General features: G+C 61.7%; 26 protein-coding genes. 6 read left to right on the forward strand and 20 right to left on the reverse strand.

The annotated features are described in order from the left end of the window. Nucleotides 1-9 precede the first annotated feature (9 nt). Entirely contained in the window at nucleotides 10-1,056 is a 1,047-nt protein-coding gene (locus tag HED64_RS04520; RefSeq protein ID WP_168150858.1) for an NAD(P)-dependent alcohol dehydrogenase, read from the reverse strand. Nucleotides 1,057-1,279: 223 nt separating this feature from the next. Between HED64_RS04520 and HED64_RS04525 the strand changes: the two genes are divergently transcribed. Together HED64_RS04525 and HED64_RS04530 are read left to right on the forward strand one after the other, a co-directional pair. After that, nucleotides 1,280-2,635, forward strand: coding sequence for a D-serine ammonia-lyase (locus HED64_RS04525; protein ID WP_168150859.1), 1,356 nt, complete (start codon nucleotides 1,280-1,282; stop codon nucleotides 2,633-2,635). Nucleotides 2,636-2,664: 29 nt separating this feature from the next. Then, complete coding sequence (locus tag HED64_RS04530) at nucleotides 2,665-3,057, forward strand: VOC family protein (protein WP_168150860.1); 393 nt, start codon at nucleotides 2,665-2,667, stop codon at nucleotides 3,055-3,057. 82 nt (nucleotides 3,058-3,139) lie between these two features. On the opposite strand, the gene HED64_RS04535 is transcribed toward HED64_RS04530, so the two are convergent. Beyond that, nucleotides 3,140-4,348, reverse strand: a complete 1,209-nt coding sequence (locus tag HED64_RS04535; RefSeq protein ID WP_168150861.1) for a glycerophosphodiester phosphodiesterase family protein — start codon at nucleotides 4,346-4,348, stop codon at nucleotides 3,140-3,142. 281 nt (nucleotides 4,349-4,629) lie between these two features. On the opposite strand from HED64_RS04535, the gene HED64_RS04540 reads away from it, so the two are divergent. Further along, a complete protein-coding gene (locus HED64_RS04540) occupies nucleotides 4,630-5,811 on the forward strand; it encodes an FAD-dependent oxidoreductase (protein ID WP_168150862.1) in 1,182 nt (393 codons plus the stop codon). Here the strand turns inward: HED64_RS04540 and HED64_RS04545 are convergent. From HED64_RS04545 to HED64_RS04565, 5 genes are all read right to left on the reverse strand, one after another. Further along, complete coding sequence (locus HED64_RS04545) at nucleotides 5,808-6,605, reverse strand: IclR family transcriptional regulator domain-containing protein (RefSeq protein WP_168150863.1); 798 nt, start codon at nucleotides 6,603-6,605, stop codon at nucleotides 5,808-5,810. The two genes, HED64_RS04540 and HED64_RS04545, sit on opposite strands and share 4 nt — an antisense overlap. 124 nt (nucleotides 6,606-6,729) lie before the next feature. Next, a complete protein-coding gene (locus HED64_RS04550; protein ID WP_168150864.1) occupies nucleotides 6,730-7,389 on the reverse strand; it encodes a 3-oxoacid CoA-transferase subunit B in 660 nt (219 codons plus the stop codon). Next, complete coding sequence (locus HED64_RS04555; protein ID WP_168150865.1) at nucleotides 7,389-8,060, reverse strand: 3-oxoacid CoA-transferase subunit A; 672 nt, start codon at nucleotides 8,058-8,060, stop codon at nucleotides 7,389-7,391. Before HED64_RS04555 ends, HED64_RS04550 begins: the two co-directional genes overlap by 1 nt. Before the next feature lie 62 nt (nucleotides 8,061-8,122). Further along, complete coding sequence (locus HED64_RS04560) at nucleotides 8,123-9,331, reverse strand: thiolase family protein (protein ID WP_168150866.1); 1,209 nt, start codon at nucleotides 9,329-9,331, stop codon at nucleotides 8,123-8,125. 143 nt (nucleotides 9,332-9,474) lie between these two features. Then, a complete protein-coding gene (locus tag HED64_RS04565) occupies nucleotides 9,475-9,684 on the reverse strand; it encodes a hypothetical protein (protein WP_132360450.1) in 210 nt (69 codons plus the stop codon). Between the two features lie 26 nt (nucleotides 9,685-9,710). Between HED64_RS04565 and HED64_RS04570 the strand changes: the two genes are divergently transcribed. Next, a complete protein-coding gene (locus HED64_RS04570) occupies nucleotides 9,711-10,259 on the forward strand; it encodes a CGNR zinc finger domain-containing protein (RefSeq protein ID WP_168150867.1) in 549 nt (182 codons plus the stop codon). 20 nt (nucleotides 10,260-10,279) lie between these two features. Here the strand turns inward: HED64_RS04570 and betT are convergent, their stop codons facing one another. Next, nucleotides 10,280-12,484 carry a choline BCCT transporter BetT gene (betT, locus tag HED64_RS04575; protein ID WP_168151139.1) on the reverse strand — a complete coding sequence of 735 codons (2,205 nt, stop codon included), beginning with the start codon at nucleotides 12,482-12,484 and terminating at the stop codon, nucleotides 10,280-10,282. Nucleotides 12,485-12,773: 289 nt separating this feature from the next. Here betT and HED64_RS04580 point away from each other — a divergent pair, with 289 nt between their 5' ends. Continuing rightward, nucleotides 12,774-13,523: an IclR family transcriptional regulator gene (locus HED64_RS04580; protein ID WP_168150868.1), complete on the forward strand. Its 750-nt coding sequence runs from the start codon at nucleotides 12,774-12,776 to the stop codon at nucleotides 13,521-13,523. Between the two features lie 88 nt (nucleotides 13,524-13,611). Here the strand turns inward: HED64_RS04580 and HED64_RS04585 are convergent, their stop codons facing one another. The 3 genes from HED64_RS04585 to HED64_RS04595 all read right to left on the reverse strand — a co-directional run bounded on the left by HED64_RS04585 (nucleotide 13,612) and on the right by HED64_RS04595 (nucleotide 17,228). Then, on the reverse strand, nucleotides 13,612-14,982 hold the full coding sequence (locus tag HED64_RS04585) for an MFS transporter (protein ID WP_168150869.1): 1,371 nt from the start codon (nucleotides 14,980-14,982) through the stop codon (nucleotides 13,612-13,614). A 94-nt stretch (nucleotides 14,983-15,076) separates the two neighbouring features. Beyond that, nucleotides 15,077-16,087 (reverse strand): PDR/VanB family oxidoreductase, encoded by a 1,011-nt coding sequence (locus HED64_RS04590; RefSeq protein ID WP_168150870.1) that lies wholly within the window; start codon nucleotides 16,085-16,087, stop codon nucleotides 15,077-15,079. Between the two features lie 46 nt (nucleotides 16,088-16,133). Next, the gene (locus HED64_RS04595) at nucleotides 16,134-17,228 is read right to left on the reverse strand and encodes an aromatic ring-hydroxylating oxygenase subunit alpha (protein ID WP_132360458.1); all 1,095 of its coding nucleotides are present in this window, start codon (nucleotides 17,226-17,228) and stop codon (nucleotides 16,134-16,136) included. A 113-nt stretch (nucleotides 17,229-17,341) separates the two neighbouring features. Here HED64_RS04595 and HED64_RS04600 point away from each other — a divergent pair, with 113 nt between their 5' ends. Beyond that, entirely contained in the window at nucleotides 17,342-17,923 is a 582-nt protein-coding gene (locus tag HED64_RS04600; protein ID WP_168150871.1) for a PadR family transcriptional regulator, read from the forward strand. A 114-nt stretch (nucleotides 17,924-18,037) separates the two neighbouring features. On the opposite strand, the gene HED64_RS04605 is transcribed toward HED64_RS04600, so the two are convergent. The 9 genes from HED64_RS04605 to HED64_RS04645 all read right to left on the reverse strand — a co-directional run bounded on the left by HED64_RS04605 (nucleotide 18,038) and on the right by HED64_RS04645 (nucleotide 26,930). Beyond that, nucleotides 18,038-18,901: an ABC transporter ATP-binding protein gene (locus tag HED64_RS04605; RefSeq protein WP_168150872.1), complete on the reverse strand. Its 864-nt coding sequence runs from the start codon at nucleotides 18,899-18,901 to the stop codon at nucleotides 18,038-18,040. Beyond that, on the reverse strand, nucleotides 18,891-19,664 hold the full coding sequence (locus HED64_RS04610) for an ABC transporter permease (protein WP_168150873.1): 774 nt from the start codon (nucleotides 19,662-19,664) through the stop codon (nucleotides 18,891-18,893). Before HED64_RS04610 ends, HED64_RS04605 begins: the two co-directional genes overlap by 11 nt. Beyond that, complete coding sequence (locus tag HED64_RS04615; RefSeq protein ID WP_168150874.1) at nucleotides 19,661-20,503, reverse strand: ABC transporter permease; 843 nt, start codon at nucleotides 20,501-20,503, stop codon at nucleotides 19,661-19,663. The genes HED64_RS04610 and HED64_RS04615 overlap by 4 nt, the downstream gene beginning before the upstream one ends. Beyond that, entirely contained in the window at nucleotides 20,500-21,480 is a 981-nt protein-coding gene (locus HED64_RS04620; RefSeq protein ID WP_168150875.1) for an ABC transporter substrate-binding protein, read from the reverse strand. The genes HED64_RS04615 and HED64_RS04620 overlap by 4 nt, the downstream gene beginning before the upstream one ends. 15 nt (nucleotides 21,481-21,495) lie before the next feature. Beyond that, nucleotides 21,496-23,040 (reverse strand): acyl-CoA synthetase, encoded by a 1,545-nt coding sequence (locus HED64_RS04625; protein ID WP_168150876.1) that lies wholly within the window; start codon nucleotides 23,038-23,040, stop codon nucleotides 21,496-21,498. Between the two features lie 63 nt (nucleotides 23,041-23,103). After that, nucleotides 23,104-24,102, reverse strand: a complete 999-nt coding sequence (locus HED64_RS04630; RefSeq protein ID WP_168150877.1) for an ABC transporter substrate-binding protein — start codon at nucleotides 24,100-24,102, stop codon at nucleotides 23,104-23,106. 223 nt (nucleotides 24,103-24,325) lie between these two features. Then, nucleotides 24,326-24,781 (reverse strand): MaoC family dehydratase, encoded by a 456-nt coding sequence (locus tag HED64_RS04635; protein ID WP_168150878.1) that lies wholly within the window; start codon nucleotides 24,779-24,781, stop codon nucleotides 24,326-24,328. 71 nt (nucleotides 24,782-24,852) lie between these two features. Further along, nucleotides 24,853-26,040, reverse strand: coding sequence for an acyl-CoA dehydrogenase family protein (locus HED64_RS04640; RefSeq protein ID WP_168150879.1), 1,188 nt, complete (start codon nucleotides 26,038-26,040; stop codon nucleotides 24,853-24,855). Beyond that, on the reverse strand, nucleotides 26,037-26,930 hold the full coding sequence (locus HED64_RS04645) for an amidohydrolase family protein (protein WP_168150880.1): 894 nt from the start codon (nucleotides 26,928-26,930) through the stop codon (nucleotides 26,037-26,039). Before HED64_RS04645 ends, HED64_RS04640 begins: the two co-directional genes overlap by 4 nt. Between the last annotated feature and the right edge of the window lie 12 nt (nucleotides 26,931-26,942).

The following is a 26,942-nucleotide window of genomic DNA, read 5'->3' on the forward strand; positions in this document are numbered from 1 at the left end:
ATCGATTCGTTAATTCTGGTGCGGAACGATGACCGCCCGGGCATTCAGCTTGCCAGCCACCATTTTCCTGTAGGCCTCCAGCCCGTCCTCCAACGAGTAGGTCTCGATTTCCGGAGTGATCTGCCCCGCCCGATACATATCGACAACCTCGTGGAGCTCCTCAATGGTTCCCCAGTAGGTGTTGGTAATGACCGACTCATACGGAGTGGTGAAAAAACTCCACTCATGCACGCCACCGGCGATCCCGACAACAACGAGCTTGCCACCTTGCGCCATTGAAGCCGTGGCGGTCGCCAAGGTGGGCGTGACACCCACGAAATCGAACGCCGCGTCAACCCCTCGACCGCCGGTGATCTCTCGGATCTTCTGGACTTGTTCGGGTCCGGAAGGAACGGTGATTGCTCCGGCCTCCTCGGCCTTGGCCATGGCCTCGGGCTTCGTGTCCGTGGCGATGATGGTGGCGCCGGTGAGCGCTTTGAGTATCTGCACGGCGATCTGGCCCAGTCCTCCCAGACCCACGACCAACGCAAATCTTCCGCCCGCGTTCAGGTGCGGCAGTGCCCCCTTGATCGCGTGGTAGGGGGTCAGAGCCGCGTCCGCGAGCGGTGCGGCGGCAACCGGATCGGCATCGCCCAGCGGGATCAGGTTGCGAGCAGGCACGGTGACATACTCGGCCATACCGCCATCACGTCCCAGCCCGATCCCGGCATATGGATTGGTCGCGGCGTTTTCGCAGTACGTGTCTTGGCCGCGCGAACATGCCTTGCACCTGCCACAGCCCACGGGTCCATAAACCAAATAGGCGTCGCCAATGTTGATACCGCTGACACCCTCGCCGACTGACTCCACCCACCCGGAGTTTTCATGCCCGAGCGTGAATCCCGCTTTCATGTTGCCCGGAATCTCTGCCGTGAAATCCTGGAAAATGCTCACGTCCGAATGGCATGCCCCGGCACCTGCGACCTTGAGCAGGACTTCTCCGGGACCTGGCTCGGGCTTTTGGACTTCCTTGAGAGCCGGAAACTGCTTCCATTCCTCGAAAACTATCGCGCGCATGTTGTGCCTTCTTCCTGCTGGATGGGCAAACTCTTCACGGGACTCAGGCTATCGGCTGTCACTTAAGAATTCCACGGTCGTTCCCACCGGTTCGTCCGCCCGTCACTCAGGGACCTTACGAACATCCTTCCGGCCGGGTCCGAGAAGCGCCGATTCGCCGCCGACAATCCGGTGCCCTACATTGGGGAGCAGACCGCCCGCAATCATGGAGAATCCAGCGACTATGAACCAAGCCTTCGACCTAAAGCAACTCCTCACCGACCCCATCGTCGCGGCACTGGCCCGGGCCGAGGAAACCGCGTGGTTCGCCGCCAAGCCGACCGACACCGCGGCGGGCCTCGACGCTTCGGGCATCGACCCAGCGATCATCGAGGACGCCCGGGCACGCTTTGGCCGTTTCGCCCTCTGGTTCGCGCAGCATTTTGCCGACACCCTGGCCACCGACGGCATCCTTGAATCCCCGCTGGTCAACATCCCCGCGATGCAGGCGGAACTGGGACGTCGATTTGGTGCCGTCTTGCCCGGCAAGCTGTGGCTCAAGCGCGACGACTCTCTGCCGGTCAGTGGTTCCATCAAGGCGCGCGGGGGCATCCACGAGGTGCTCGAGGTCGCCGAACGACTTGCCATCGCAGCCGGCCTGATGGCTCCTGGTGATGATGCCCGGGTACTGGATGCCCCCGAGGTGCGCCAGCTGCTATCGGCCCACGGCATCGCCGTCGGCTCCACCGGGAATCTGGGCCTGTCCATCGGAATCGTCGCTTCCGAGCTCGGCTTTAACACCACCGTGCACATGTCCCTCGATGCCCGTACTTGGAAGAAGGAGCTGTTGCGCGCCCGTGGAGTTAACGTCGTGGAGCATGAGGGGAACTTCTCCGATGCCGTGGCCGCCGGGCGCCGCACCGCCGAGGCCGACCCGAGCGTTTGGTTTGTTGACGACGAGGCCTCACTGAGTTTGTTTGCCGGTTATTCGGTCGCCGGATCCCGATTGGCCGACCAGCTGACCGCGTTGGACATCACCGTTGATGCGCACCACCCGCTGATCGTGCACCTACCCTGCGGTGTGGGTGGCGGACCTGGCGGCGTGACGTTCGGGCTCAAGGCTGCCTTCGGAGACGCCGTGCACTGTGTCTTTGCCGAACCGGTTAATTCACCCTGCATGTCGCTCGGCGTGCGCACCGGGTTGCACGATGGAATCTCCGTGGCAGACATTGGGCTGAGCGGGCTCACCGCCGCCGATGGTCTGGCGGTGGGTAGGCCCTCCCGGCTGGTCGGCGAGCACCTGCAGCAGCTGATCGACGGATATGTAACTATCACCGATGAACGGATGAAGGCGTTTGTTGGCTTGCTGCACGATACCGAAAACATCGATGTGGAGCCCTCCGCCGCGGCAGGGTTCGCCGGACCGTGGCGCATTCTCAAGGATGAGAGCTACCGCGCGGCGTTTGGACTCGATGAAGCAGCCCTGGCCAACGCCACGCACATCATCTGGTCAACGGGTGGTTCCATGGTGCCGGCCGCCGAGATGGCTGACTATGTGGCCGAGGGCCAGACCATGGCCAGCGAGATTACCTGGCGCTAGGTACCGCGCCAACGGGTAGATTGGGCGGCATGGAGGTTCTCTCAAGCAGGGTGTTGTTGCGGCCCGTGAAACTGGCCGCAACCCAAACGTTTTACCGAGACGTGCTGGGCCTAGCCGTCTCACGCGAGTTCGGTTCCGGGGAGCACCGTGGTGTGGTGTTCTTCCTGGGCAACGGAATGCTTGAGGTTTCCGGTACCCGGGAACCGGATACCGCCTCGACGCTGGTGCTGTGGATACAGGTCCGCGACGTGCACGCTGAGCTAAGACGTCTGGCCGATCTCGGCGTCGACGTCGTTCGCGAGGCTCGCACCGAGCCTTGGGGCCTGATCGAAGGGTGGATCCACGATCCAGACGGGACGCGGATCGTTGTTGTCCAGGTTCCCGAGAACCACCCGATCCGGCGCGATGTTCGGGAGCTGTAAACAGCACAAAAGACCGTGCCCACCCGTAGAGCGAATAGGGGTGGGCACGGCCGTCGTGGGCCGGCGGGAAATGCTGCCGGAATCAGTTGGCGAAGGTGTCGCTCAACTTGCCCTCGGCGTTCCAGAGGGCCAATGAATCGCCGCCGTTGTTCAGCACTGCCACCGAACCACCCAGGTAGAACGCCTCGGCGCTTTCGGTTCCTGCACCGGAGTAGACCCGAAGTTCGGCACCGGGTGTCAGCTTAAAGCCATCACCAATGTGCATGACGTTGTTCGCTGCATCGCGCAAGACATAGCCGCTGACGTCGATGACGCGGTTACCGGTGTTTTTCAGGATGACGTGCTCACCGGTTTCCGGCTGAAGGTCGTTGCCCGGTACGTCATTCACGGCGTTGGAGATGATCACACCATTGTTCGACGGGAACACCTTTTGTCCTTTCAAATGACGGTTGATCTGCTGCGGGAAGTCCCCGGTGAGACGTTCTGCACCCAGCTCTAGCGATACGTCGACGGCTTCGGTGGAGTTCACGGTGTAGACGCCCAGGCCCAGACCCGCGGCCTTGACCCGTTCGGCACCCTCTTCGGTCAGCGTCCGGTAGCTAGTACCAAAGGAATCTGCGTAGCTGGCGTAGTCGGTGAGGACCTCGGCGCTGGGTACTGAACCGGTCAGCTGCTGCAACGGAACCTCCGGGGCGAGCGCGGCGAATCGCTTATTGGAGTTCGCATCAAAGCCGAGGACTTCAATCTTGCCGCCGCGCAACAGCGCGTTCCATTCCGCGTCTTGGACCAGTGCGTCGGCAACAACCTTTTCGACACCCGGGGACTTAGCCGGGGACTTGATTTCGATGAAAACACCGGTATTTCCGGTCAAGGAATCGGCAACCGCGTCAAAGTGCGGGATCCGTTGTCCGGTGAAAGCCTCGGAGAAGTACGAACCGGCATCCAGCTGCTGCAGTTCCTCCCAGCTGAACGAGGTAATGGGGTCATTCGCTCGTTCGGGAAAAATATCTTCGACGTTGGTGGTGCGGGCCGGCGTATCGTCGTGGAAAATAAACGGCACCCCATCGCGGCTCAGCTGCACGTCAATCTCGACAAAGTCTGCGCCTGACTGGCTGCCTGCCATGACCGCGGACAAGGTGTTCTCCGGGGCAACACCGGCGGCACCGCGGTGCCCGATCAAGATCGCTGTATCGTCCTGATTAACGGCAACCGGCGCTGCCACGGCCGGCGCGGAGAGGCTGGCAAGCATGCACAAGCTCAAGGTTCCAAGCGTGATGGTTCGAAACTTCATGGGGGATCCCTCGCTGTGGTGGTCGGTACCCCTCCACGTTCCCTTCCGAGAGCAACCAGCCGACCACCCCGAGATGAACCGCAAGTTAAGCTCTGGATTTCAACAGAGTCTCGCGCATGGTCAGAGCCCCGATTGCTGGAATGCTTCTGCGCATCACGCCGCTATTTAGACTCAAAAATTGCCCCCGCACAGCACCAACGTTTCGTGAAGTAACAGATGACCACGGTGTTTAGAGCCGACGGGCCTAAAATCGGAATAGGTCGTCGGGAAGGACACGGAACATGGTTGAACGGTTGGACACGGTAGTTATTGGAGGCGGAGCCATGGGCTCGGCCACCGCGTGGGAGCTGGCACAACGCGGCCGTGAGGTGACTCTCCTGGAGCAGTTTGCGCCCGGCCACACCCAGGGCGCATCGCATGGAACCACGCGAAATCTTAATCTGGGTTACCTGGACCCAACCTACATCCGGATGCTTTCCGAATCCCTCACGTTATGGGACAAGCTCAGCGCCCAAAGCGGTACAGAACAGATCGCCCGCACCGGCACCGTTAATCACGGCGATCCGAAAACCCAGGCCTTGACCCTACAAGCGTTGAAGGGCGCTGGAATTCGAGCCGAAGAAGTTTCTGCCAATGAAGCCGCCGAGCGCTGGAGCGGGCTGCGTTTTAACGGTCCTGCGTTACATCTACCCGATGGCGGGCAGCTGAACCCGGATCTTGCCCTGCCCAGCTTTCAGAAGGTGGCAGCGGCACATGGTGCCCAGATTCGTCACGGCGTGACGGTTCGCGAACTTACGGTCCTCGATGAAAACACAGTGCGTCTGGTCCTTGAATCGGCATCCGGTGAAGAAATAGTTGAGGCTCGCCGCGTGGTGATCACCGCCGGCGCGTGGACCGAGCACCTGCTCGGTTCCTCGGTGGAACTTCCCACGCTAACCGTGACGCAGGAGCAGCCCCTGCACTTTGCCCAGCGTGATGCCTCGGCGATCTGGCCAGGATTTAACCACACGTTGGTGCCCGGCTCCCCGGGTTTCGAAAACGCCTACTCCCCCGTCTACGGCATGCTCACCCCCGGTGAGGGTATCAAGGCCGGCTGGCACGGAACAGGGGTAGTGACGCATCCGGATCACCGGACCTTTGCCGCCGAGCAACGGCAGGTTCAGGCGCTGCAGGACTACGCCCGCATCTGGCTCCCCGGTGTTGATGCCGATTCGTTCACGGCCGTCAGCTGCACCTATACCAACACCGAGGATGAGGACTTCATCCTCGATCGGATCGGCCCACTGGTGATCGGTGCCGGGTTCTCCGGCCACGGATTTAAGTTCACTCCAGTCATCGGCCGCATCTTGGCCGATCTCGCCGACGGAAGTGGCAAGGCACCTGCCAAATTCTCCGCACGCCGCAAGATCGCAAGCTCAACCTTTAGCCAACGGCGCCAGGTGGTAGAAAAGCTGACGTCTTAGCGGCTCGCGGCCAACGCGTCCTGCACCTGCGCGGCGGCCTTTTGCAGTGCTGGCAAGATATCGCGCGCCGCATCCTGAGCGCTCAGCGGTGACGCTGGCCCCACACTCATGGACACGTTCATGGCGGCGACCACCGAACCGTCGGAGGCGAACACCGGAACGGCGACCGAGCGCAGCCCGATCTCGAGTTCCTGGTCAACAATCGCGTAGCCCTGGGCACGTACGCGCTCCAATTCCGCGCGCAATTCTTCAACGGTGCCGATCCCATGGCCGGTCGGGGCGCTGATGCCCGCGGCCAGCAACTGCTCCAGAACACCGGGTGCCTGATAGGCCAACAGCACCCGACCCATCGAGGTGTTGGCCGCCGGGAAACGTGTGCCCACCGAAATGCCGACGCGCATGATCGAACGGGTGTGTACCCGGGCGATGTAGAGAATCTCGCTGCCCTCGAGCACCGAGGCGGAGGCCGATTCGTGCACCTGTGAGGACAGCTCCTCCAGAACCGGTTCCATGAGTTGGGGCAGGGTAGCGCTGGAGAGATAGGAGTACCCCAGCTGCAGGACCTTGGAGGTGAGTTCGAAGAATTTCCCGTCCCCGCGGACGTAGCCCAGCTCCTGCAGGGTCAGCAGGAAGCGCCGCGCGGTGGCGCGGGACAGATCGGTGCGCTTGGCCACCTCGCTGAGCGTCATCGAGGGGTGCTCGGCGTCAAAGGCGCAGATGACGTCCAGTCCGCGGGCCAGTGACTGGACCGAGGTGGATCCACCCGCCGCCGGGGTTCTGGTTTCCTGAATCATCGTGCCCGACTCCTACCGAGATTTATTGACAAAAATGAAATGGCCCGCGCCGTTGTGTGTGCGCGAGCCACGGGGTGCGATCCAGGGTTCAAAACCCGCGGACCGCACCCCACCAATCTACTGCCTAGGCGGCCTTGGCCAGGTCAATCGGCAGGCGCTGCGCCAACTCCTCGAAGCTGATGCCGTGAGTCGAGCGCACGGTGACGGTGCCGCCGGACAGATCGAAGATCGCCGATTCGGTGTAGATCCGCGATACGCAGCCCAGCCCGGTGACCGGGTAGGACAGTGCCTCGACCAGCTTCGACTCACCGGTCTTGGTGAACAAGCCCATCATGACCCAGGTGGCCTTGGCGCCGATGGCCAGGTCCATGGCTCCACCCACGGCCGGGATGGCTCCCGGAGCGCCGGTGTGCCAGTTGGCCAGATCCCCGGCTTCGGAGACTTGGAAGGCTCCGAGTACACAGACATCCAGGTGCCCACCGCGCATCATCGCGAACGAGTCGGCGTGGTGGAAGTAGCTGGCTCCGGGGAGCTCGGTGACCGGGATCTTGCCGGCGTTGATGAGGTCCTCATCAATATCATCCCCGGTGGCGACCGGGCCCATGCCCAGCATGCCGTTTTCGGTGTGCAAGGTGACCCCCTGCTGGGCGGTGAGGAAGTTGGACACGTTGGTCGGCTGTCCGATGCCCAGGTTGACGAAGGCGCCGGCCGGAATGTCGGCGGCGACGATCTTGGCCATTTCGTCGCGGTTCAATGCCGCTTCGGTGGTGGTGAAGGTGCTCATTAGTTTTTTCCTCCGAGTGCCACAAGGGTGTCGACGTAGATTCCGGGGGTCACGACGACCTCCGGATCAAGCTGTCCGGTTTGAACAATGTCATCTACCTGCACGATGGCCGACTTGGCCGCGGCAGCCATGATCGGACCGAAGTTCCGGGCGGTCTTGCGGTAGATCAGGTTGCCGTGCGTATCCGCGCGCAGCGCCTTGACCAAGGCGAAGTCGGCGCTGATCGGGCTTTCGAGCACATAGCCCTTGCCATCGATGACGCGAGTTTCCTTGCCCTCGGCCAGCAGCGTGCCGTAGCCGGTGGGCGTGAAGAAGCCACCGATGCCGGCGCCCGCGGCGCGAATGCGCTCGGCCAGGTTGCCCTGTGGGACAAGCTCCAGCTCGATTTCTCCGGCGCGGTAGGCCTCATCAAAGTGCCAGGAGTCGGACTGGCGCGGGAAGGAACAGATGATCTTCTTGACTCGACGTTCCTTGATCAACAGGGCCAGTCCGGCATCTGCCTGACCAGCATTGTTGTTGATGACCGTGAGGTCCTTGGCGCCGCAGTCCATGAGCGCGTCAATGAGCTCCATGGGCTGGCCGGCGTTGCCGAAGCCGCCAATCAGGATGGTGGCTGAATCGTGGATGTTGGCCACTGCCTCTGCGGCCGTGGTGGCGATGCGTGGTGCCATCGGTGGTTCTCTCCTAAATCTAAGGGGTCAGGGCGATAGGGGTTCACATCCCCTAGCGGGCATTAGGCTGCGTTGGGGTTTTCCAGCACGACGGCCAGACCCTGTCCGACACCAATGCAGATCGCGGCAACGCCCCAGCGCTGGTTTGATTCTTGCAGGCGGCGAGCCAGGGTGCCTAGGATGCGCAGGCCGGAGGCGCCCAGCGGGTGACCGATGGACAGTGCACCACCCCAGGCGTTAACGATTGCTTCGTCGATGTCCCAGGCGCGCACGCAGGCCAGCGACTGTGCGGCGAAGGCCTCGTTGAGTTCTACCGCTGCGACATCCGACCAGGAAATCCCGGCCTTGGCCAGAGCCTTGTTGGCCGCTTCCACCGGGGCGAAGCCGAAGAACTGCGGGTCAAGAGCGGAGGACGCACGTCCTGCGATGCGGGCCAGGGGCGCCGCTCCCAGCAGCTCGCCGCCGCGCTCGGAGCCAATGAAGGCGGCAGAGGCGCCGTCGGACATCGGCGACGCGTTACCTGCGGTGACGGTTCCGGTGGCTGCATCGCGGAAGACGGTGCGCAGTGCGCCCAGAGTTTCTGCAGTGGAGTCGGCACGGACAGTTTCGTCCATGGTGACCTCGGTGCCGCGCTTGTTCGCCGGCGGAACGGAGACGACCAAGTTTGCGTACTTGCCGGCGGCCCAGGCGGCTGCGGCCTGCTGGTGTGAGCGTGCTGCGAATTCATCCTGGTCTTCGCGGGTAACCTCGTACTTTTCGCGCAGCTGCTCGGTGGCTTCACCGAGGGACACGGTCCATTCCTTGTTCATGGCCGGGTTCACCAGGCGCCAGCCCAGGGTGGTGTTGGCCAGTTCGAGGTTGGCCATCGGGAAGGGACGCTCGGTCTTGGGCAGGACCCACGGGGCACGGCTCATGGATTCGACGCCGCCAACGAGGACCAGATCTGCATCATCGGTGTTGATCTGACGTGAAGCAGCGATCGCAGCATCCAGCGAGGAGCCGCAGAGACGGTTCATGGTGGTGCCGGGCAGTGAGGTGGGCAGGCCTGCCAGCAGGGTGGCCATGCGGGCGACGTTGCGGTTCTCTTCGCCGGCGCCGTTGGCGTTGCCGAAGATCGATTCGTCGATGGTACTCACATCGAGCTGCGGGGCGCGGGCCACCAATTCGCGGACCACATGGGCCGCCAAATCATCGGGGCGGTGGGAGGAAAGGGACCCTCCGATTTTGCCGAAGGGAGTACGGATCGCGTCGTAGAGATACGCCTGCTTCATGATGGGTGGCCCTGACTTTCTGTTCAATATGTTCGCATCGCGAACGCTTGTTCACTAAATGAACTTTATCATCAAGGTCACCACCCATCAAGAGAGATAACGGAGTATTTATTGTGCCCATTTGGGGGCCGCAGCAATGATGCTCAACCGCCCACCACCTTGCTCACCGCACTGGGTGGAGTCTCAATCAGCCCCTGGCGGTCAATCCGGCGAGCCCCGCAGCCCGCACCACAGCGCACATAAAGCACCATGCCATCAGAGGTATTGTGGGCCGACTCGAGCATCCATGCATGCTCGTGAGTAAGCGTCTGCTGCGGGTGAGAAAAGGTTTGTGTGGTGTCTGTGTGCATCATGGAAACTACTATGCTGTAATGGCCTTATGCACCTCAACCCTTACGGAGAATATGCGGTCCTACTGGCCGCCTCGCTGGCCAATGATCCGCCCACCGACCGGGACGACATCATCGCCAGAACCCGCGAATTCGGTATGACCATGGAATTCACCCAAGCCCCGAACGACCACCGGCTGACCCTTGAGGTAGTTCAGGACTGGTTGCGCGTGGTGGACGCGGCAGATCCCCAAGAACGGGCCAATCTGCTTAATGAGCAGATGGCTGCCGCAGCCGCCTACCCGCGGCTGGTTGACCACAACAATGAGGGCTGGCATCTGCATTACCGCGATGCCAACCAAATCCTGCCCTATGTTTTGCGCGCGATTTTCGGCGTCGGAACGGCCTTGCACCTCTCCACCCGCGGCATGCACCGCATGGGGCGCTGCGCCGCGGGCCAGGCACCGGGCGACCCCTGCACCAAGGTGGTCATCGATGTCACCCGCAACGGCCGCCAACAATATTGCTCGGTGCGCTGCGCGAACCGGGCAGCGGTGCGTAGGCACCGCGCCCGCACCGGATCAACCCCGCGCAGCTGAGCCCACAGGGGAAACCGGTGCTAGATCGTGCCCTTAGAATCCTGGGCATCGGAATTCTCGGGTACCAGTGGGAGCGTGCCGGTGGCCGGTGCTGGCGGAGTGATCGTGGAGGCCAAGTCGTGCTCGGATGAGTACTGCAGGAACGACAGATGCGCCTCAAAGCGATCCAGAACGTCGTTGATGACCTGCTGCTGGCTCAGCCCCATGAGGTCATAACCCTCCGTGCCGGTGAGGGTAAACACCTCGAGCCGGAAGTACACGTCGATTTCTCGTGACATGCTGCGGGCACCGAACATCGGCACCGGAGCTTCGACCGCGGCCACCTGGTAGTGGAAATTGCGTTGGCCTTCCATGGTGACCACCAGGGTGTGCTCATCAATTCCGGTCTCGGCATTGGGTGCGCTGGTGAGCATCGAGTCATAACCGAGCGTGGTGAATTCCTGCGTCACCTCAGCGAGGGCCGGGTGCACGACCTTGTCCACAAATTGGGCCACCGATTTGTTCGACGGGTAGGCCCGCAGGTGTGCCAACCGCTGGCGCCAGGTCTTCTCCGGAGCGGATCCGCCGTGCGCGGCCACCGACCTGCGGCGCAGCACCTGGCCCTCGCGTTCGGCCCGCTCCATCCGCAGCACCTTCGCGAAGGAGGCCATGACCAGGTAGGCGATCACCGTGACCGGCAGGGCGAAGATCAGCGTTGCGTACTCCATTGTTGTCACGCCTCCGGCCACCAGCATGGCCACCGTGACCACGGCGGTAACCAGCGCCCAGAAGATGCGCAGCCACTTGGCGCCGTCCACCGACGGATCCGGGATTGAGGAGGAGAAGTTGGACATCACCATCGCACCGGAGTTGGCACTGGTCAGGTAGAACAGCAGGCCGGACAGGGTGGCCAGGCCGATCAGGAACGGTGCGCCGGGGAACATCTCCAGTAGCGCATACCAGCCGTGTTCGGGAGAATCGATGGCCTGTTGGGCAAAGCCCGAGTTGCCATCCAGCACCTCGCGCATGGCACTGTTGCCAAAGATCGAGACGATGAAGAAGTCGCAGAGCACCGGTGCGGTGATGGCCGCGATAACAAATTCGCGCAGCGTCCGCCCACGTGAGATTCGCGCCAAGAAGAGCCCAACAAAGGGGCCCCAGGCCATCCAGAAGGCCCAGAAGAAGAGGGTCCAACTGCCCATCCACGCGGCACCGTCGGCCTCATAGGCGAAGGTCGCCAACGTGCGCTCGGGCAGCGTGAAGATGAAACGGCCGATATTTTCGATCATCGCGTTAAGCAGGAACGCGGTATCGCCGGCGAAGAGGATGTAGACCATCATGGCTCCGGCGCACCACAAGTTGAGCTCGGAAATCAGCCTGATGCCCTTATCGATTCCCGAGACGCAGGCGGCAACGGTCATGATCACAGCCACCAGCACCAGCGCGATTTGCAGCGCTAGGCCTTCTTCGAAGCCGAAGAGCCAGGCGAAACCGACGTTGAGCAGCACCACGCCGATACCCATCGAGGTTGCCACCCCGAAGACGGTTCCCACGAGGGCAAAGATGTCAATGACATCTCCCGTCGCCCCACGCACCCGCTTGCCCAACAAGGGATAGAGGACGGCTCGGATCGACAATGGCATGCCCCAGCGGTAGGCGAAGTAGCCCATCGCCATGCCCAGCAGCGCGTAGAGGGACCAGCCAGCAATACCGTAATGGAACATCGTCCAGACCACTGCGTCTTGGGCGGCCGCGGCAGATTCGGGCGTTGCCGACGGCGGGGTGATGTATTGGGTGATCGGTCCGGTCACCGAGTAGAAGAGCATATCGATGCCCACACCCGCGGCAAAAAGCATCGCGACCCAGGTGAAGAGGTTGTACTGCGGGCGGGAATGATCCGGCCCCAGTCGTACTCCGCCCTCCTTAGAGAAGGCCACCCAGAGGACAAAGAGGATCACGACGGTGATAGTCAGGACGTAGTACCAGCCGAGGTTGATCGCGATCCAGGTGACCACCGAGTGCATGGTGTTTTCTGCCTGCGTCGGCGCGAGCATGGCCCAGATGGAGAAGGCCAACACGATGGCCGCGGAAATAATGAAGACGCGCCACCTGACCCGGGGGCCACTGTCCTCGGCCAGTTCGGCAGGAGCCTTGCTCAGCTCGCTGCTGGAGATCGGAGCCCGGTTCTCCTCGGAGCTCTTGGGCTTGGGAGGTTCGATCGCCCCGCTGCGCCCGCGTTTCACCATCGCCAAAAGGTCTTCGTGTTTCGCTTTTTGTGCGTCGTCACCGTCGGTCACATCATTCTCCTTCGCTCGACACCTACACATCGCGGCCGCCCTCGTCGGAGACCGCTAGCGCCCCGGTTAGCCCGCACATCGAGGTTCGCATGTCGGGTACACCTGTTGCGTTTGCCTCCTCATCGTAGGCCCGTAGCCACGAAATCCGACAACTTTTGTGGCGACTGGGCCCGCACCCGGTGCCCGCGCGGCAGCGGCGGAACTCCGGCAACCAGTCGACTCAACTAAGATGAATTTCATGGCAAATTCTCCGAGCGGGGACTCGATGCTCGACCGCCTGGTGCGGATCTTAGACGCCTTTGACGCGCAGAATCCCACGCTGACGGTCAATGCCTTGGCCCGCCGAGCCGATGTTCCGCGCGCGACCACGTACCGACTGCTGGAGAATCTGGTGTCCCACGGACTGCTGGCGCGCGATGCCGACGGGCAGGTGCGCCTCGGCTTGCGGTTGTGGGAATTGGCCAACCGCAGCGCCTCCACCCTCAACCTGCGACAGGCAGCACTTCCTTTCATGGAAGACATCAACCAGCTGGTGGGGCAAAACACCCAGCTGGCGGTGCTGCACGAGGATGATGTGCTGGTCATCGAGCGTCTCTCCCGCCCCGGCTCCGTCATCAATCAGGCCAATGTTGCCGGGCGTATGCCGGTGCACCTGACCTCCATGGGCATGGCGCTGCTGGCCTACTCCCCCACCAACGTGTTGGAGGGATATCTAGAACGCCACGGGGAGACCATGCTGACTCAGCATCCGAAGCTGCGCCATGAACTGGCCCAGATTCGCCGCAACGGATACGCAACCTTCGACGGCTTCATCGACACCAGCACCACCGGAGCCGCTGTTCCGATCCTCGATGACCGGGGCTACGCTTCGGCTGTTCTGTCCGTGGTGGTCCCCCTCGGATCCGACCTTTTGCCGGCGGCCGTCATGGCGTTGCGGACCGCGGCGCGTGGCATCGCTCGGGCGTTGGGCCCGGCCGCGGAAAACTGACCCTTGGGCCAATTCCCGTCGCCGAAGCGACGCGGGATCCTGACATATTCGACCAGCTCCTATTGTCCATGTGTCTCGGATATGCCTCCTACTGACCGTGACTGCCGGTGGTTTCATGTGCGTGCATATCGGCTGAAACACCCGGAATGATGCCCTTTGGTGAGCGCATGAATCCGACGGCGATGGCCGCCACCAGCACCACAACACCCACGCCGAGATACAACTGGCCGGGCGTCCACGAGGCATCCAACAGGGAGCCGGCCGCCAGCGGGGCGAGGATCGCACCGAAGCGTCCGATGCCGATCGCCCAACCGACTCCGGTGCCGCGGGTTTGCGGAGCATAAGAAGCCGGTGCCAACGTGTACAGGCCGGCGATGCAACCGTTGATGAGCATGCCCACCACAATGCCCATGGCAAACGCGAGCGCCAGGATGCCAACGGCCGAAATGAACACCACCATGGTGATCGAGGAGAGCACAGTGAAGACGAGCAGCACCTTGCGCGCCTGCCACTTGGTGGTCAGCACCCCAAAGAGCAAGGATCCGAAGGTGCCGCCCAGGGTGAGCATGAGCCCTCCGATCACACCCTGGCTTTCGCTCATGCCCGCGGTGACCAAAAGCTTCGGAGTCCAGCTGTTGACGAAGTAGAAGCCGAACATCGTGGCGAAAAATGCCACCCAAATCAGCGTGGTGGCGCGGCGATTGGACGGGGCGAACAGGGCAGTGAGCTGTTGTCCCTTGACGCCGCGCACCGGGGTACGACCATCCACCTCGGGCAGTAGAACCGTGTCAGCACCCAGACGAAGCTTGAGCACTAGGGCAGCAAGTCGCTTCTCGGCACGCGGGGGCCGCTTGGTCACCAGGAAGTCAACGGATTCGGGCACCACCGCCAGCAACAGCAGGAAGGCGACGGTGGTGGTGATGCCGCCAAAGACGAAGACTGCACGCCAGCCATAGCTGGCCTGCAGCGAGACCGCTGCCATGCCTCCCAACGTGGCGCCGACGCCATAACCGGCGGTGTAGATGCTCACGGCCATACCGCGCCAGCGTTTGTTGGAGTATTCGCTGGTGATCACGTTGGTGCAGGCCAGGATGCCGCCCACGCCCAGTCCGGTGACCACTCGCCACAACCCCAGCTCGGTCACCGAGTGCGCGGTGGAGGACAGGAACATGCCCGCCGCGGCCAGCCCGGTGGTGAACAGCAGCATCGGGCGGCGCCCGAAGACATCGGCGAAGGGGGCTAGGAACAGGGATCCGGCGGCCATGCCGAGCAGTCCGGCACTGAGCAGAACACCGAGCTGGGAGCCGCTGAGCCCAAATTCGGTGGAAACCCGGTTGGCGGTGAAGGCCATGGCCAGCACGTCGAACCCGTCCAGCGCGTTGAGGAAGGTGCAGACGCCAACGACCACCCATTGGAAGGGTGACATGGGCGAGGCGTCGATGCGGTCTCTGATGTTCATGGTGTTTTTCTTCCGTTTTTTGGGCTCGACAAATCACCCTTCGAGGCCTCGGCGTGAAGCTCGCGGGGGTGAGTTGTCGCTCGGTCGATGGAGCCTAGTTTGGTTCGATGGTGATGATCGCGGGCCCCGTGTGCGCAGCATCGGCCTTGGCACCGGTGGCGGAGGTGACCGCGCGCGAGACGCAGCAGTTCATCTTGGTCGAGAGGCGCTGCTGGCGTTCGGAATAGAACACGTCGCGGTGGTCAATGGTTCCGGCCAGTTCAATGACCCGTACCTCGCAGAGTCCGCATTCACCCTTGCGGCAGTGGAACATCATTTCTGCCCCGGCGTCTTCGAGGGCCTCAAGCATGGAGCGGCCCTGCGGAACGGTGACCTCCAAGTTCAGCTTTGGGACGCGCACGATGAATTCTTCGGGGTCATACCAGCCGCTGTTGCCGAAGGTTTCGTAGCGCAGGTTCGGCAGATCCAGCTCGCGCTCAACCCAGCCGCGGCGCACCGCGTCCATCAGCCGGATAGGGCCACACATGTACAGCTCGGTGCCGGTATCCGCGCGGCCCACCAGCTCGGGGACCTTCAGGGAGGATCCCTCGTTATCGATGTGAACCTCAAGCCGGTCCCCGTGTAGTTTTTCCAGCTCGCCCAGATAGGCCATGGCCTCGCGGCTGCGCCCCACATAGACCAGCGTGTAGTCGGCCTTCAGTCGCTTGAGTACGACTGCCATGTTCGCGATGGCGGTAATGCCGATGCCGCCGGCCAGCAGGATGTAGCGCTGAGCACCGACGCGCAGCGGAAAGTTCTGCAGCGGCTGGGTGATTTCCAGTCGTGTTCCGGGGACGAGAGAGTGCATGAAGATCGAGCCGCCGCGCGAGAGCGGCGCCTTCATCACGCTGATCACCAGCCGAGTTCCGTCAGCAGCGGCCTCAACCACCGAGTACGAGCGCTTGACCGATTCCCCGTTAATCTGGACCATCAGGTCAATGTGGGAACCCGGTTCCGCCTTGATCGGCAGGGAAGGCTCCAGGACGATGCGGGCGATGGCCTCGGCCACCGGAATAACCTCGATGACGGTGGCCGACTGCCAGGTTTCAATATTTGTTGCTGCCATGGGGATTCTGTCCGTTTTCCTTGATTGTCCGGGGCACTAACCGCGCTTAGGCGGAAGGAGTCAGACGGCCCTCGGCCGCCAGCATGGATTCGAGGATGCGGCGTACCCACAGGCCTCCGGCGTCGATGTTCAGGTTGTAGAACTCGTAGTCGGGGTTGGCGTCGATGGCTGCCTGCTGGGCCATGAGCATTTCCTCGTCTTCACCGAAGACGCCGTGCACCCCGTCGCGCAGCTGGGTGGTGATCAGCTGGCTGTCCAGGGCGTAGTTACGCATGAAGGCCCAGAAGTAATGGGAGGAGCGATCGGTTTCCGGGGTGATGGTGTTCATGACGAAGCCGTTAACTCCCTGGCTGCGGTCACCCTCCGGCGCACCGGTTCCCGCCTTGGCCACGCCCACATCGATGTTGATGGTGGAGGGGGCCTCGAAGTTGATGATCTGCCAGCGGTCGACCTTGCCCTCGAAGCCTGGGAATTTGTCCCGCATGTTCTTGAGCCAGAACGGTGGGGCGTCGATGTTGTGCATCCAGCGGGTGACCGTCACTTTGTTGCCCTCTCGGACGGTGACGAAGTCGGACTCGCTGAGCTCTTCCTGGCCGATGGTGGAGGAATGGACAAATTCCTCGTGGGTCAGGTCCATGAGGTTATCCAGCACCAGCTGGAAATTGCAGGCGGCGTGAATGGTCAACCCATCTCCTGCCCATTCATCGCTGGACATCTGGCTCATGTCCGGGATCAGGTCCGGGTCCGCCAGCGTCGGGTCACCCATCCAGATCCACACGTAGCGGTAGCGCTCCACGATGGGGAACGAAGGAACCGTGGCGGACGGATTGATGGTTTCCTGGGCAGGCATGGAGACGCAGCGGCCTGCCGAGTTGTAGATGATGCCGTGGTAAGGGCACTGGATGGTGTCCTTCTCCAAGGTCTTTCCCATCGACAGCGGGGCCAAGCGGTGCCAACAAGCATCGGCCAGCGCCACGGCATTTCCGTCTTCGGTGCGGTAAAGAGCCACCGGGCGGTTGGCAATGCGGCGAGACATCGGTTTGCGCGTCACCTCATGGTCCCAAGCAGCAACGTACCAAGCGTTCAGCGGGTGGGGCAGGACCTTGTTGGTGGTGGAGCTGGTCGCAGAGACGACTGTCATGGGACTTTCCTTTCGATGCGGTAGCTAACTACCTATCGACATAGTTAGTTGCGTTCGTTACAGACTAACTACCGATATAGTGATTTGCAACACCTAAGTATCGGAAAGTTGCCATGAGTCTTCCCAACGCATTACTGGCCCTGCTCGTTGTCGAGCCCATGACCGGATACGACCTGCACAAGAAATTCGAGTCCTCAGTTGGGCATGTCTGGCATGCCCCCGATTCGCAGATCTATCCGGCTCTCAAGCGCATGGAGGCCAACGGGTTACTTGAGGGCGAAGACATCCCCTGGGGACCGCGCGGCACCAAGCGCCAATATCACGTCACTGCTGCCGGCCGGGAGGCGTTCACGTCTTGGATGAACACCCCACTGGAATATGCACGCACCCGCGACCCCGCCCACCTCAAGGCGGCCTACCTAGAATGGGCTGAACCCGAAGCCGCCCGCGAACAGCTACGGGCACACATCGACCACCACGCAGGACTGCTCGAACAATGGCGGGAGACAGTGAAAGAAATCGAGGACGGCACCAGCACCATGCTCAATCGCCGGCTGGCCCACACTTCGGCAGCGGACCAAGAAAAAACCCGCGCGTACAAGCTCTTCACCTATGAGGGCCTTATGTCCCAGGCCGAAGCCGAAATCGCTTGGGCCAAGCGCGGACTCACCCTGATTGACCGACTCAACGACTGAAACCAGGCAGGAGCCGCGCTCCTCGCATTAAGCGCCAAAGACGCTGCCTGCCCGACATGCCCGGGTGAACGGGATGTCGGGCAAACAGCGCCCCACCGGGAATTGCGTTTCTTGCTATTTGGCGACCATGGTGATGGCTTCTTCGGGGCGGTGCCCCTGCTTCGCCTTCTGAATCTCCGCATACACATGGTGCCGCAACTCGGTGAAGCGCGGCAACGACCGAGTCTCCAACTGATCACGCTCGGCCGGCAGATCAATCAAGATGTCCTCCTGCACAATCGTCGGCGAGGAAGACAGAATGATCACCCGCTCCCCCAAATAAATCGACTCGTCGATGTCGTGGGTGACAAACAGGACCGTCACGCCCAGCTTCTTCCACACGCTGCGGATCAAGTCCTCGAGGTCCGCACGAGTCTGCGCATCAACCGCGGCGAAGGGCTCATCCATCAGCAACACCTCTGGCTGGTACGCCACCGCCCGAGCAATCGCCACACGCTGCTGCATACCACCGGAAAGCTGCCACGGATAAGACTTGGGCACGTGCGCCAAGCCCACGGCCTCGAGCGCCTCCTGCACTAAACGCTTGCGTTCCTCCTTGGGAACCCCCGCATTCTTCAACGGCAACTCCACATTCTCCGCCACCCGCAACCACGGGAAGAGCGAGCGCCCATATTCCTGGAACACCACCGCCATCTTCTTCGGAGGACCAGTGATGACCTGCCCGTCAAGGCGCACCTCTCCGGAGGTGGAATTCAGCAGCCCGGCAATGCACTTGAGCAGCGTCGTCTTGCCCGAACCGGAGGGCCCGACCAAACACACCAACTCGCCACGACCCAAATCGAAGGTCAGGTTACGCACCGCCTCAATGTCACCGGCATCCGTGTGATAAACCTTCTTCAAGTTCCGCACCGAAAGCAAGGCCTCACCCTCGGGCAAGGTACGCCCACCAGCATGGGACGTGGGGTTGTTAGACAGCATTTTCAACCTCTTTCAGGCCGTGGTACCAACGCAACACGCGCCGCTCAACCGCTTGGAAAATAAAGGACAAGGCCACACCGATCAAACCGAGGACCACGATGCCGGACCACATTTCGGGGACCGCGAAGGACCGCTGGAACTGCACAATCGTGAAGCCCAGCCCGGAGGACGAGGCAAACATCTCGGAGATGACCATCAGGATCAACCCAATCGACAACGCCTGGCGCACACCGGCCATGATCGTCGGGGTCGCCGAGGGCAGGATCTGATAACGGATCCGAGCAAACCCAGAGATCCCATAAGAACGAGAGGTCTCATTCTGCACCGGGTCAATGGAACGCACACCCTCGATGGTGTTCAACAGCACCGGCCAGATGCAGCCGGAAATAATCACGGCGATCTTCATCCCGTCGTTGATGCCCACCAAAAGCATCAACACCGGAACCAACACCGGAGGCGGCAACGCCCGGAAGAACTCGAACACCGGCTCAGTCACCGCACGCATGGTGCGGTTCAAACCCACCGCCAACCCTAAGACAATGCCCAGTACAATCGCGGCGAGCACACCAACAACCAACCGCATGATGCTGGGCAACACATCGGTGATCAGTCGTTCACCGATCCACGTCTCCACAAACGTCGTCAACAGCTTGGCCGGCGTAGGAACAAAGAAGTTCGGGGCACCGGAGGTGGCCAGCCACCACCAGAGCAACAAAATAATCGGCAAGCCCAGAAGGAAACCAACAGATTTCAGGGTTTTCATACCGTCGCCTCCCCGCGAACCGACGGATGCCAGGACAGCACCCGCTTCTCAACAATGCGCGTCACGGCATTGATACCAACACCCAAGAATCCGGTCGCCAAGATCAACGCATACATCCCGGAAATCGCGCCACCGGACTGCGCCAAAGCGATCTCCTTACCTAATCCCGGAGAACCAATCAGCAGTTCCGCGGTGATCGCCAAGATCAACGCCACCGAGGCGGCCAGTCGGATACCGGTCATCAAATACGGCAGCATCGTGGGGAACACGACATCGCGCACCCGCTGCACATAGGAGAACCCGTAGGAGCGGGCCGTCTGCATCGCCACGTTATCCACGTCCGCCACCCCGTAGAGCACCTGGATCAACACCTGCCAGAAGCAGGCATACACGATCAGCAGCAGCGAAGACTCGAGCTTGATGCCAAAGAGCAGCACCGCCAGCGGGATCAACGCGACCGAGGGAATCGGACGCAAGAACTCGATGCTCGAGTTCGTCAAATGGCGCAAGAAGGGCGACATCCCAATGACCAGACCCAGCACCAACGCAGCAACCACGGCAATGACCAAACCAATGAGCCACGCCAGCATGGTGTCCCAGACCGCGACCCAAAACGCGGTGAGGCCCAAGTCGAGAATCAACGCTGCGATGACTTCGGAGGCCGGTGGCAGGTACTTCGCCTGCACCAGACCAACGACCGGCATGAGCTCCCACAGTCCCAGGAACACCACGATGCCAATCAAACCCAACACCCACTTCGGCCATCCCTTGGACGCCGGCCGGCTCGCCTTGGCCTTCACCGAGGCGCGCGTGACTCCTCCAGTAGCTTGAGTGGTCATGGCAGCAGAGCTTCGAGGTCAACGGGTTTGGTGATCGCACCGAACTCCTGGGCTGCGTCACCGAGCTTCTGAGCGGCTTCGGTGTTGATGTCCACGCGGTAGCGCGGCAGCACGATCTTGGCCCGGGTATCCGCTTCGATCTTCGTATAGGTGCCCACGATGTCGCGAACTTCCTGCGGGTTCTCGTTAGCGTATTCCAGCGACTTGTTCATGGCACGCTGGAACTTGGCTGTCAGCTCGGGCTCGGCGGCGACCTTTGCCGAAGTGGTGAAGTAGCCGGCGATATCGAGCTCCGGATCAAAATCGGAGAAGTTGTTGCTGACGACGCGGGCACCGTCGCCCTTCGCCTGAACCAAGAAGGGGTCAAGGATCCAGGCAGCATCAACGATTCCCTTTTCCAGGGCCGCAGGTGCCTCCGGGAATGGCACCTCAACAAAGTTGACGGTGCTCGCATCCCCGCCATCGTCCTTGACGACCTGAGAAACGGTAATGTCACCGATGTTGGAGAGGTTATTGACCGAGACCTTCTTACCGGCCAGGTCCTTCGGAGACTTGATCGGTGAGTCCTTGGAGACGACCACGGCTCCGAAGTCCCCGTCTTTGTTCCCCGAGGTGGTGACGCCGTTGGCGACAACCTTCATGCTCAGGCCCTTATCGTTGGCGACCATGAGTGAGACGTAGTTGGAGAAGGCGAAATCGTAGCTGCCGGATTGAATTCCCGGGACGATGGCCGAGCCGCCGGTGGCGGTCTGAATGTCTAGGTCCAGCCCCTCGTCCTTGAAGAAGCCCTTGGAGTCACCCAGGAAGATCGGCGCGGTATCCACGATCGGGATGACGCCCACCGTGATCTTTTCTAGGCCCGCGGCACCTGATGCCCCTGCGGAATCAGCGGCCCCACCGCTGGGCGAGCCCGAGCCGCAGGCGCTCAACGCGAAAATTCCCAATGCTGCCACTGCGAGTGTGAGTTTATTCTTCATGAGGTTTCGGTGTCCTTAAGGGATATGTGCCGACGGTGTGGATCCGCCGAAGGTCTTGCGCAGATCGGTCTTACGGATCTTGCCGCTAGCGGTGCGTGGGAAGTCGTCGGTGAGCACCACCGTGCGGGGAATCTTGTATCTAGCCAGGCGTCCGTCCAGATGTTCCTGGATTTCCTTTTCGGTGATGTCCTTACCTTCCATTGGGACCACAATGGCCCGCGGTACCTCACCCCATTTCTCGTCCGGGACACCGATAACTGCCACCGATGCCACCCCGTCGAGCTCCATGATGGCCTGCTCCACCTCGGCCGGATAGATGTTTTCCCCGCCCGAAATGATCATGTCCTTGAGCCTGTCGGAAATGAAGAGGAAGCCTTCGGCATCAAGGTGCCCCATGTCCCCGGAGCGGAACCAGTGTCCGTCGATGAAGGCCGCCTCGCTGGCCTCCGGAAGTTTCCAATATTCCTTGATGACGTTGGGGCCCGAGATCAGGATCTCGCCGGTTTCGCCGACCGGCTGTTCGGCCCCCGAGGGATCAACGATCATCACGTCGGTAAAGAAGTGCGCGAGTCCGGCCGAACCTGCCTTGGATCGGGAACGTTCGGCCTGCAGCGAGGTGGCACCAGGGGCGGTTTCGGTCAGTCCGTAGCCGCCCGAGAACCCCAGTCCGCGCTGCTCGTACGCCTCGAGCACGCGCAGCGGGACAGCGGACCCGCCACAGGTCAGCATACGCAGCGAGGAAATGTCAGTAGTGGCCCAAGCCGGGTGTTCGGCCAGCATCTGGTAGGTGGTGGGAACCCCGGAGAGCGAGGTGATCGAATGGCGTTCGATCGCCCCGAGCACCGCGGAGGGCTCGAACCTGTCCTGAAGCACCAGGGTCCCGCCCTTGAGCAAGGTCGGGAGCGCGCCCATGCCTAGCGAGGCGACATGGAACATCGGCGCGATCAGCAGGGCCTTCGCATCGCTGGTCACGTCGTAGTCGACCAGCACATTGAGCGAATTCCAGGTCATGTTCCCGTGCGTCAGCACCGCACCCTTAGGCCTGCCGGTGGTTCCAGAGGTGTACAGGATGATGGCGGGGTCTTCGTGGTCGACCGAAACGTCCAGATATTCGGCATCCGCTCCCGTCAGGGCGCGTTCATAAGCCGAGTCGACACCCGGTGTGTCGTCGAGCACCAGATGGTGCTCGACGGAGCTTTCACCCTTGGCGGCCTGGGCCACGTCATCAAGTGAGACCGGGTTAATCAGCACGGTACTACCGGAGTCAACCAGAGCATAGTTCAGTTCCCGCGGTGTCAGCCGGGTGTTCAGCGGAACGAAGATGGCACCAATGCCTCCACAGGCAAAGAGCGTTTCGAGGAAGGCGGAGTGGTTGTTGCCCAGGTAGGCCACACGGCTTCCCTTTTGCACATTCAATGCGCGCAGTGCGTTGGCCAACTTGTTGATGCGGGTCGCCAACTGCGCATAGCTGAGGGATAACTCGCCCTCAATGATGGCCGCGCGGTCCTGCGACTTGATGCGTCGCTTGTGGATCCAACCACCGAGCCCTTGGTTATGCATGGGTACCTTTCCCGTGTGCCGGCCGGGCGGCCGGCACACCTGCTTCGTACATTGTTCTAGGGACTACTTGACGGTCAGGGCAGCGATGTCCGGAGCTTTTGAGAGGAACGTGTGCTTGGCCGCGAGTTCCGATAGCTTGGTCAGCTGTTCGGCCGGTACCGCGCCGTCCCAGGTCTCCATCTTCAGATTCTCCGCAACCTTGGCGTCCATCTTCATGAATGTCGGCAACAGCGCCTTCGCTCCGGCCTGGTCGCCTTCGGCAGCGGCAAGGGTTTCTGTCATTGCTGCCTTGAAATCTGCGACGACCTCAGGCTTTTCCTCGGCGAATTTGCCGCTGGTGAAACTGACCATGGTCGGTAGGCCGGGGATGGCTTTCTGGTTCGGGTAACCGATCAGTTTGTTCTCGGGGTTGGCCAAAGCCTTGGAGAGGAACGGTTCGGGCAACCAGATAGCGTCCATGTTTTTGCGTTCCAGCTGGGCTTCCATATCGGGGAAGGGCATCTCGGAGAATTTGAGGGCACTCGGGTCTCCGCCGTCAATGGCTGCGGATTCCATGATGGTCAAATCACCCTGGGTCTTGAGCGCGTTGACCGAGGTGGTCTTGCCTGCCAGTTCGGCAAAGTTCTTGATGCCCGAATCGGCGCGCACGACAACACCATTGATGTCATCACCCGTGGCTTTGGAGTTCGAGTAGCCCGATACGATCTTCATCTGCAGGCCCTTGTCCACCGCGGTCAGTACCGAGAGCGGGTTTCCAACGGCGAAGTTCAGGTCGCCGGTGGAAACAGCCGGCAGCATCGCAGCTCCGGCGGAGCTGGTGGTCAGCTCAACGTCAAGGCCGTGCTTTTCAAAGATGCCCTTGTCGATTCCGTATTGCATGGCGACCGACGGAGCGATCGGCAGGACCCCGACGACAACCTTGGTCAGTCCGCCGGATTCGGACCCACCGGCAGCGGACGAGTCTGTGGAGGCGGAACCGGAGGGTGAGCCCTGGCCGCAGCCGGTCAGCGCGAGTGCCGCGATTGATGCCCCAGCGAGAATGGTGGACAGACGCTTCTTCATGAGTGCTCCTTGGTGAAAATGATGGCCTAGGCGCCTACGCCCCAACCGCGAGTAATGTGACCCCTGCCACATAAGATAATCTAAACTCAATCGTTGAAAAAATCAATAGTTGTCATTCTTTGTTCATGACTTCTTGGATATGGCGTCATATTCGCCAGGGCCTAGTACAGGATGCGACCAGAACCGGGAGCTCCCCAGTGGAACCCGGACGTTGGGATAGCTTCTACGCGTAGAAGCGGTAAATCCCACGGGAAACGACGGCTGGCTTTGTGGCGCCCTCGACCTCGACGACCTGGTCAACGGCGATCTGGTAGCCGCCCTTGACCTCTTCGACCTCGGCGATCTGCGCCTTCATGCGTATCTGCGCACCCACGGGGACCGGCGAGGGGAAGCGGACCTTGTCTAGTCCATAGTTGACGCGCGTGCCAACGCCTGTGACATCAAAGAGCTCGGACCAGAAGGCGATCTGCAGGCTCAGTGAGAGGTAGCCGTGGGCGATCGGCCCGCCGAACGGGCCATCCTTGGCCTTTTCCGGGTCGGTGTGGATCCACTGATGATCATCCGTCGCGTCCGCAAACGTATTGACCTGCTCCTGGGTGACGGTGCGGAATTCGCTGTACCCGAGGTCGGTGCCGGCGGCGGTTGCGAGCTGCTCGTAAGAAAGAACTGTCTGGCCCATGATGGGTACTCCTTTTAGAGGTGGTTGGTTTTGAGATGTTTGAAAACTGACAGGTGGTGCCGCGGGAGCTTCTAGCGGAAGGCCCCGATGCCGGTGATGGCCCGGCCGAGGATCAACGCATTGATCTCGTCAGTGCCCTCATAGGAATAAATGGCTTCGGCGTCGGCGTGGAAGCGGGCGACGTCGTAATCAAGCACGATGCCGTTGCCCCCGCAGACCTCCCGCGCTAACGCTGCGGTTTCACGAAGCATCCGCGCGGTGAACATCTTGGCCATGGCCGAGTTCTCATCCTTGTAGATGCCCTCGTCCTGGGCCTGGGTCAGGCTGACCACCATGGCCAGCGAAGCTGTCACGTTGGTGAGCATCGTGGCGAGCTTTTCCTGGATCAGCTGGAACGACGCCAGCGGCTTGCCGAACTGGTGGCGCTCGGACACGTACTTCAGTGCCGCCTCGTAGGCGCCAGCCGAAGCACCGGCGGCGATCCAGGCGACGTCCGAGCGCATATTACGCAGGCAGGCGGCGACGTCAGCGAAAGAGTTGATGTTCGCCAGCCGCGCCGAGGCGGGGACCAGGACGTCAACCAAGTCGATGTCGGCGTTCTGCATGATCCGTAGACTGGTCTTGCGTTCGATCTTGCTTAGCTTCACGCCCGGTGCGTCGGTGGGCACTAGGAAGCACTTGACCTTTCCGTCGGCCGTGTCACGGGCGAAGACCGCCAGGACGTCCGCTTGGGCCGCTCCGCCGATCCAACGTTTGGCTCCGTTGATGACCCAGTGACCGCCGCTCTCGTCCTCCTCGAACCGCGCCTCGGTTTCCAGTCCCCCGGCGATGTCCGAGCCATGCTCCGGCTCGGTGAGGGCAAAGACGCCCTTGTACTCGTAGGAGGCGATCTTCGGATCCAGTTCGGCGACCTGGGCGGCGCTGCCGCCAAGGTTCACCGTGGTGCGAAACAGCCCGGACTGGGCGTTGTAGAAGGTGACGACCGAGGCGTCCACTCTGGCCAGCTCGAAGTTCCTGAAGCCCCCGAAGAGGCCGCGGACCAACTCACCATTGGCCAAAACCTCGGCCGGACGCATCATGTCCAGCTGAACCAACGGTTCGATGATCGCCTCGGGAAATTCCCCGCGCTCCCAGTGGTCGTTGAGCACTGGGCGCACATGCTCATCGAGCACGCCGCGCAGGCGCAACAGTGCCGCGCGCTCCGCAGCGGAAAGCAACCGGGCGAAGCCGTATTGGTCGCTCGGGTAGAAATCGGTCATTTCCTGTCCAGCCCCAGCACCCGCGCCGCGTTGTCCTTGAGGATCATTGGGCGCACCTCGTCCTTGAGCGGTAACTCCGCGAAGGCGCCGAGCCATTTCTCAGGGGTGATCAGCGGGTAGTCGGTCCCGAAAAGTACCTTGCGGGATAGCACGTTGTTGCTCATCTTCACCAGGGAGGCAGGGAAGTACTTCGGGCTCCAGCCAGAGAGGTCGATGAACACATTCGCCTTGTGCGTGGCGATCGAGTTGGCCTCGTCCTGCCACGGGACCGAGGGGTGGGCCATGATGATGGTGAGCCCCGGGAAGTCCGCCGCAACATCGTCGAGCAGCAGCGGGTTGGAGTAGCGCAGCTTGATACCGCGCCCGCCCGGAAGCCCCGCGCCCATACCGTTCTGTCCGGTGTGGAAGATGCACGGAAGCCCGAGTTCCTCCAATGCCGACCAGAGCGGGTAGAACTCTTCGGAAGAGGGGTCAAAGCCCTGCACCGAGGGATGGAATTTGAAACCACGCACGCCCAGCTCGTGTGCTTGGCGGCGCGCCTCGATGATCGCGGCCGGGCCGGTGCGCGGATCGACCGAGCCGAACGGGATCAGCACGTCGCTGTTGCGTGCCGCCCCTGCCACCAGGTCATCAATCGAGTTCGGTTCGTGACCCAACGCGGTGCGGGCATCGACGGTGAACAACACGGCTGCCATCTTCGCCTCGCGGTAGACCTCGGCGATGCGGTCCACCGAAGGGGTTCGCTCCTCGGACTTGAAGTATGCGGCCGAGGCCTCGAAGAGATCATCGGGCATGGCCTTGTGCCCGCACTCGTCGACCTCGAGGTGCACGTGCATGTCGATTGCGGTGATCGCGTCAAGATCGATGTTGGATTCGTAACGGATGCTCATTGCCGGCGGGGT

The sequence above is a fragment of the Paeniglutamicibacter terrestris genome (assembly GCF_012271785.1).
Classification (GTDB): Bacteria; Actinomycetota; Actinomycetes; order Actinomycetales; family Micrococcaceae; genus Paeniglutamicibacter; species Paeniglutamicibacter terrestris.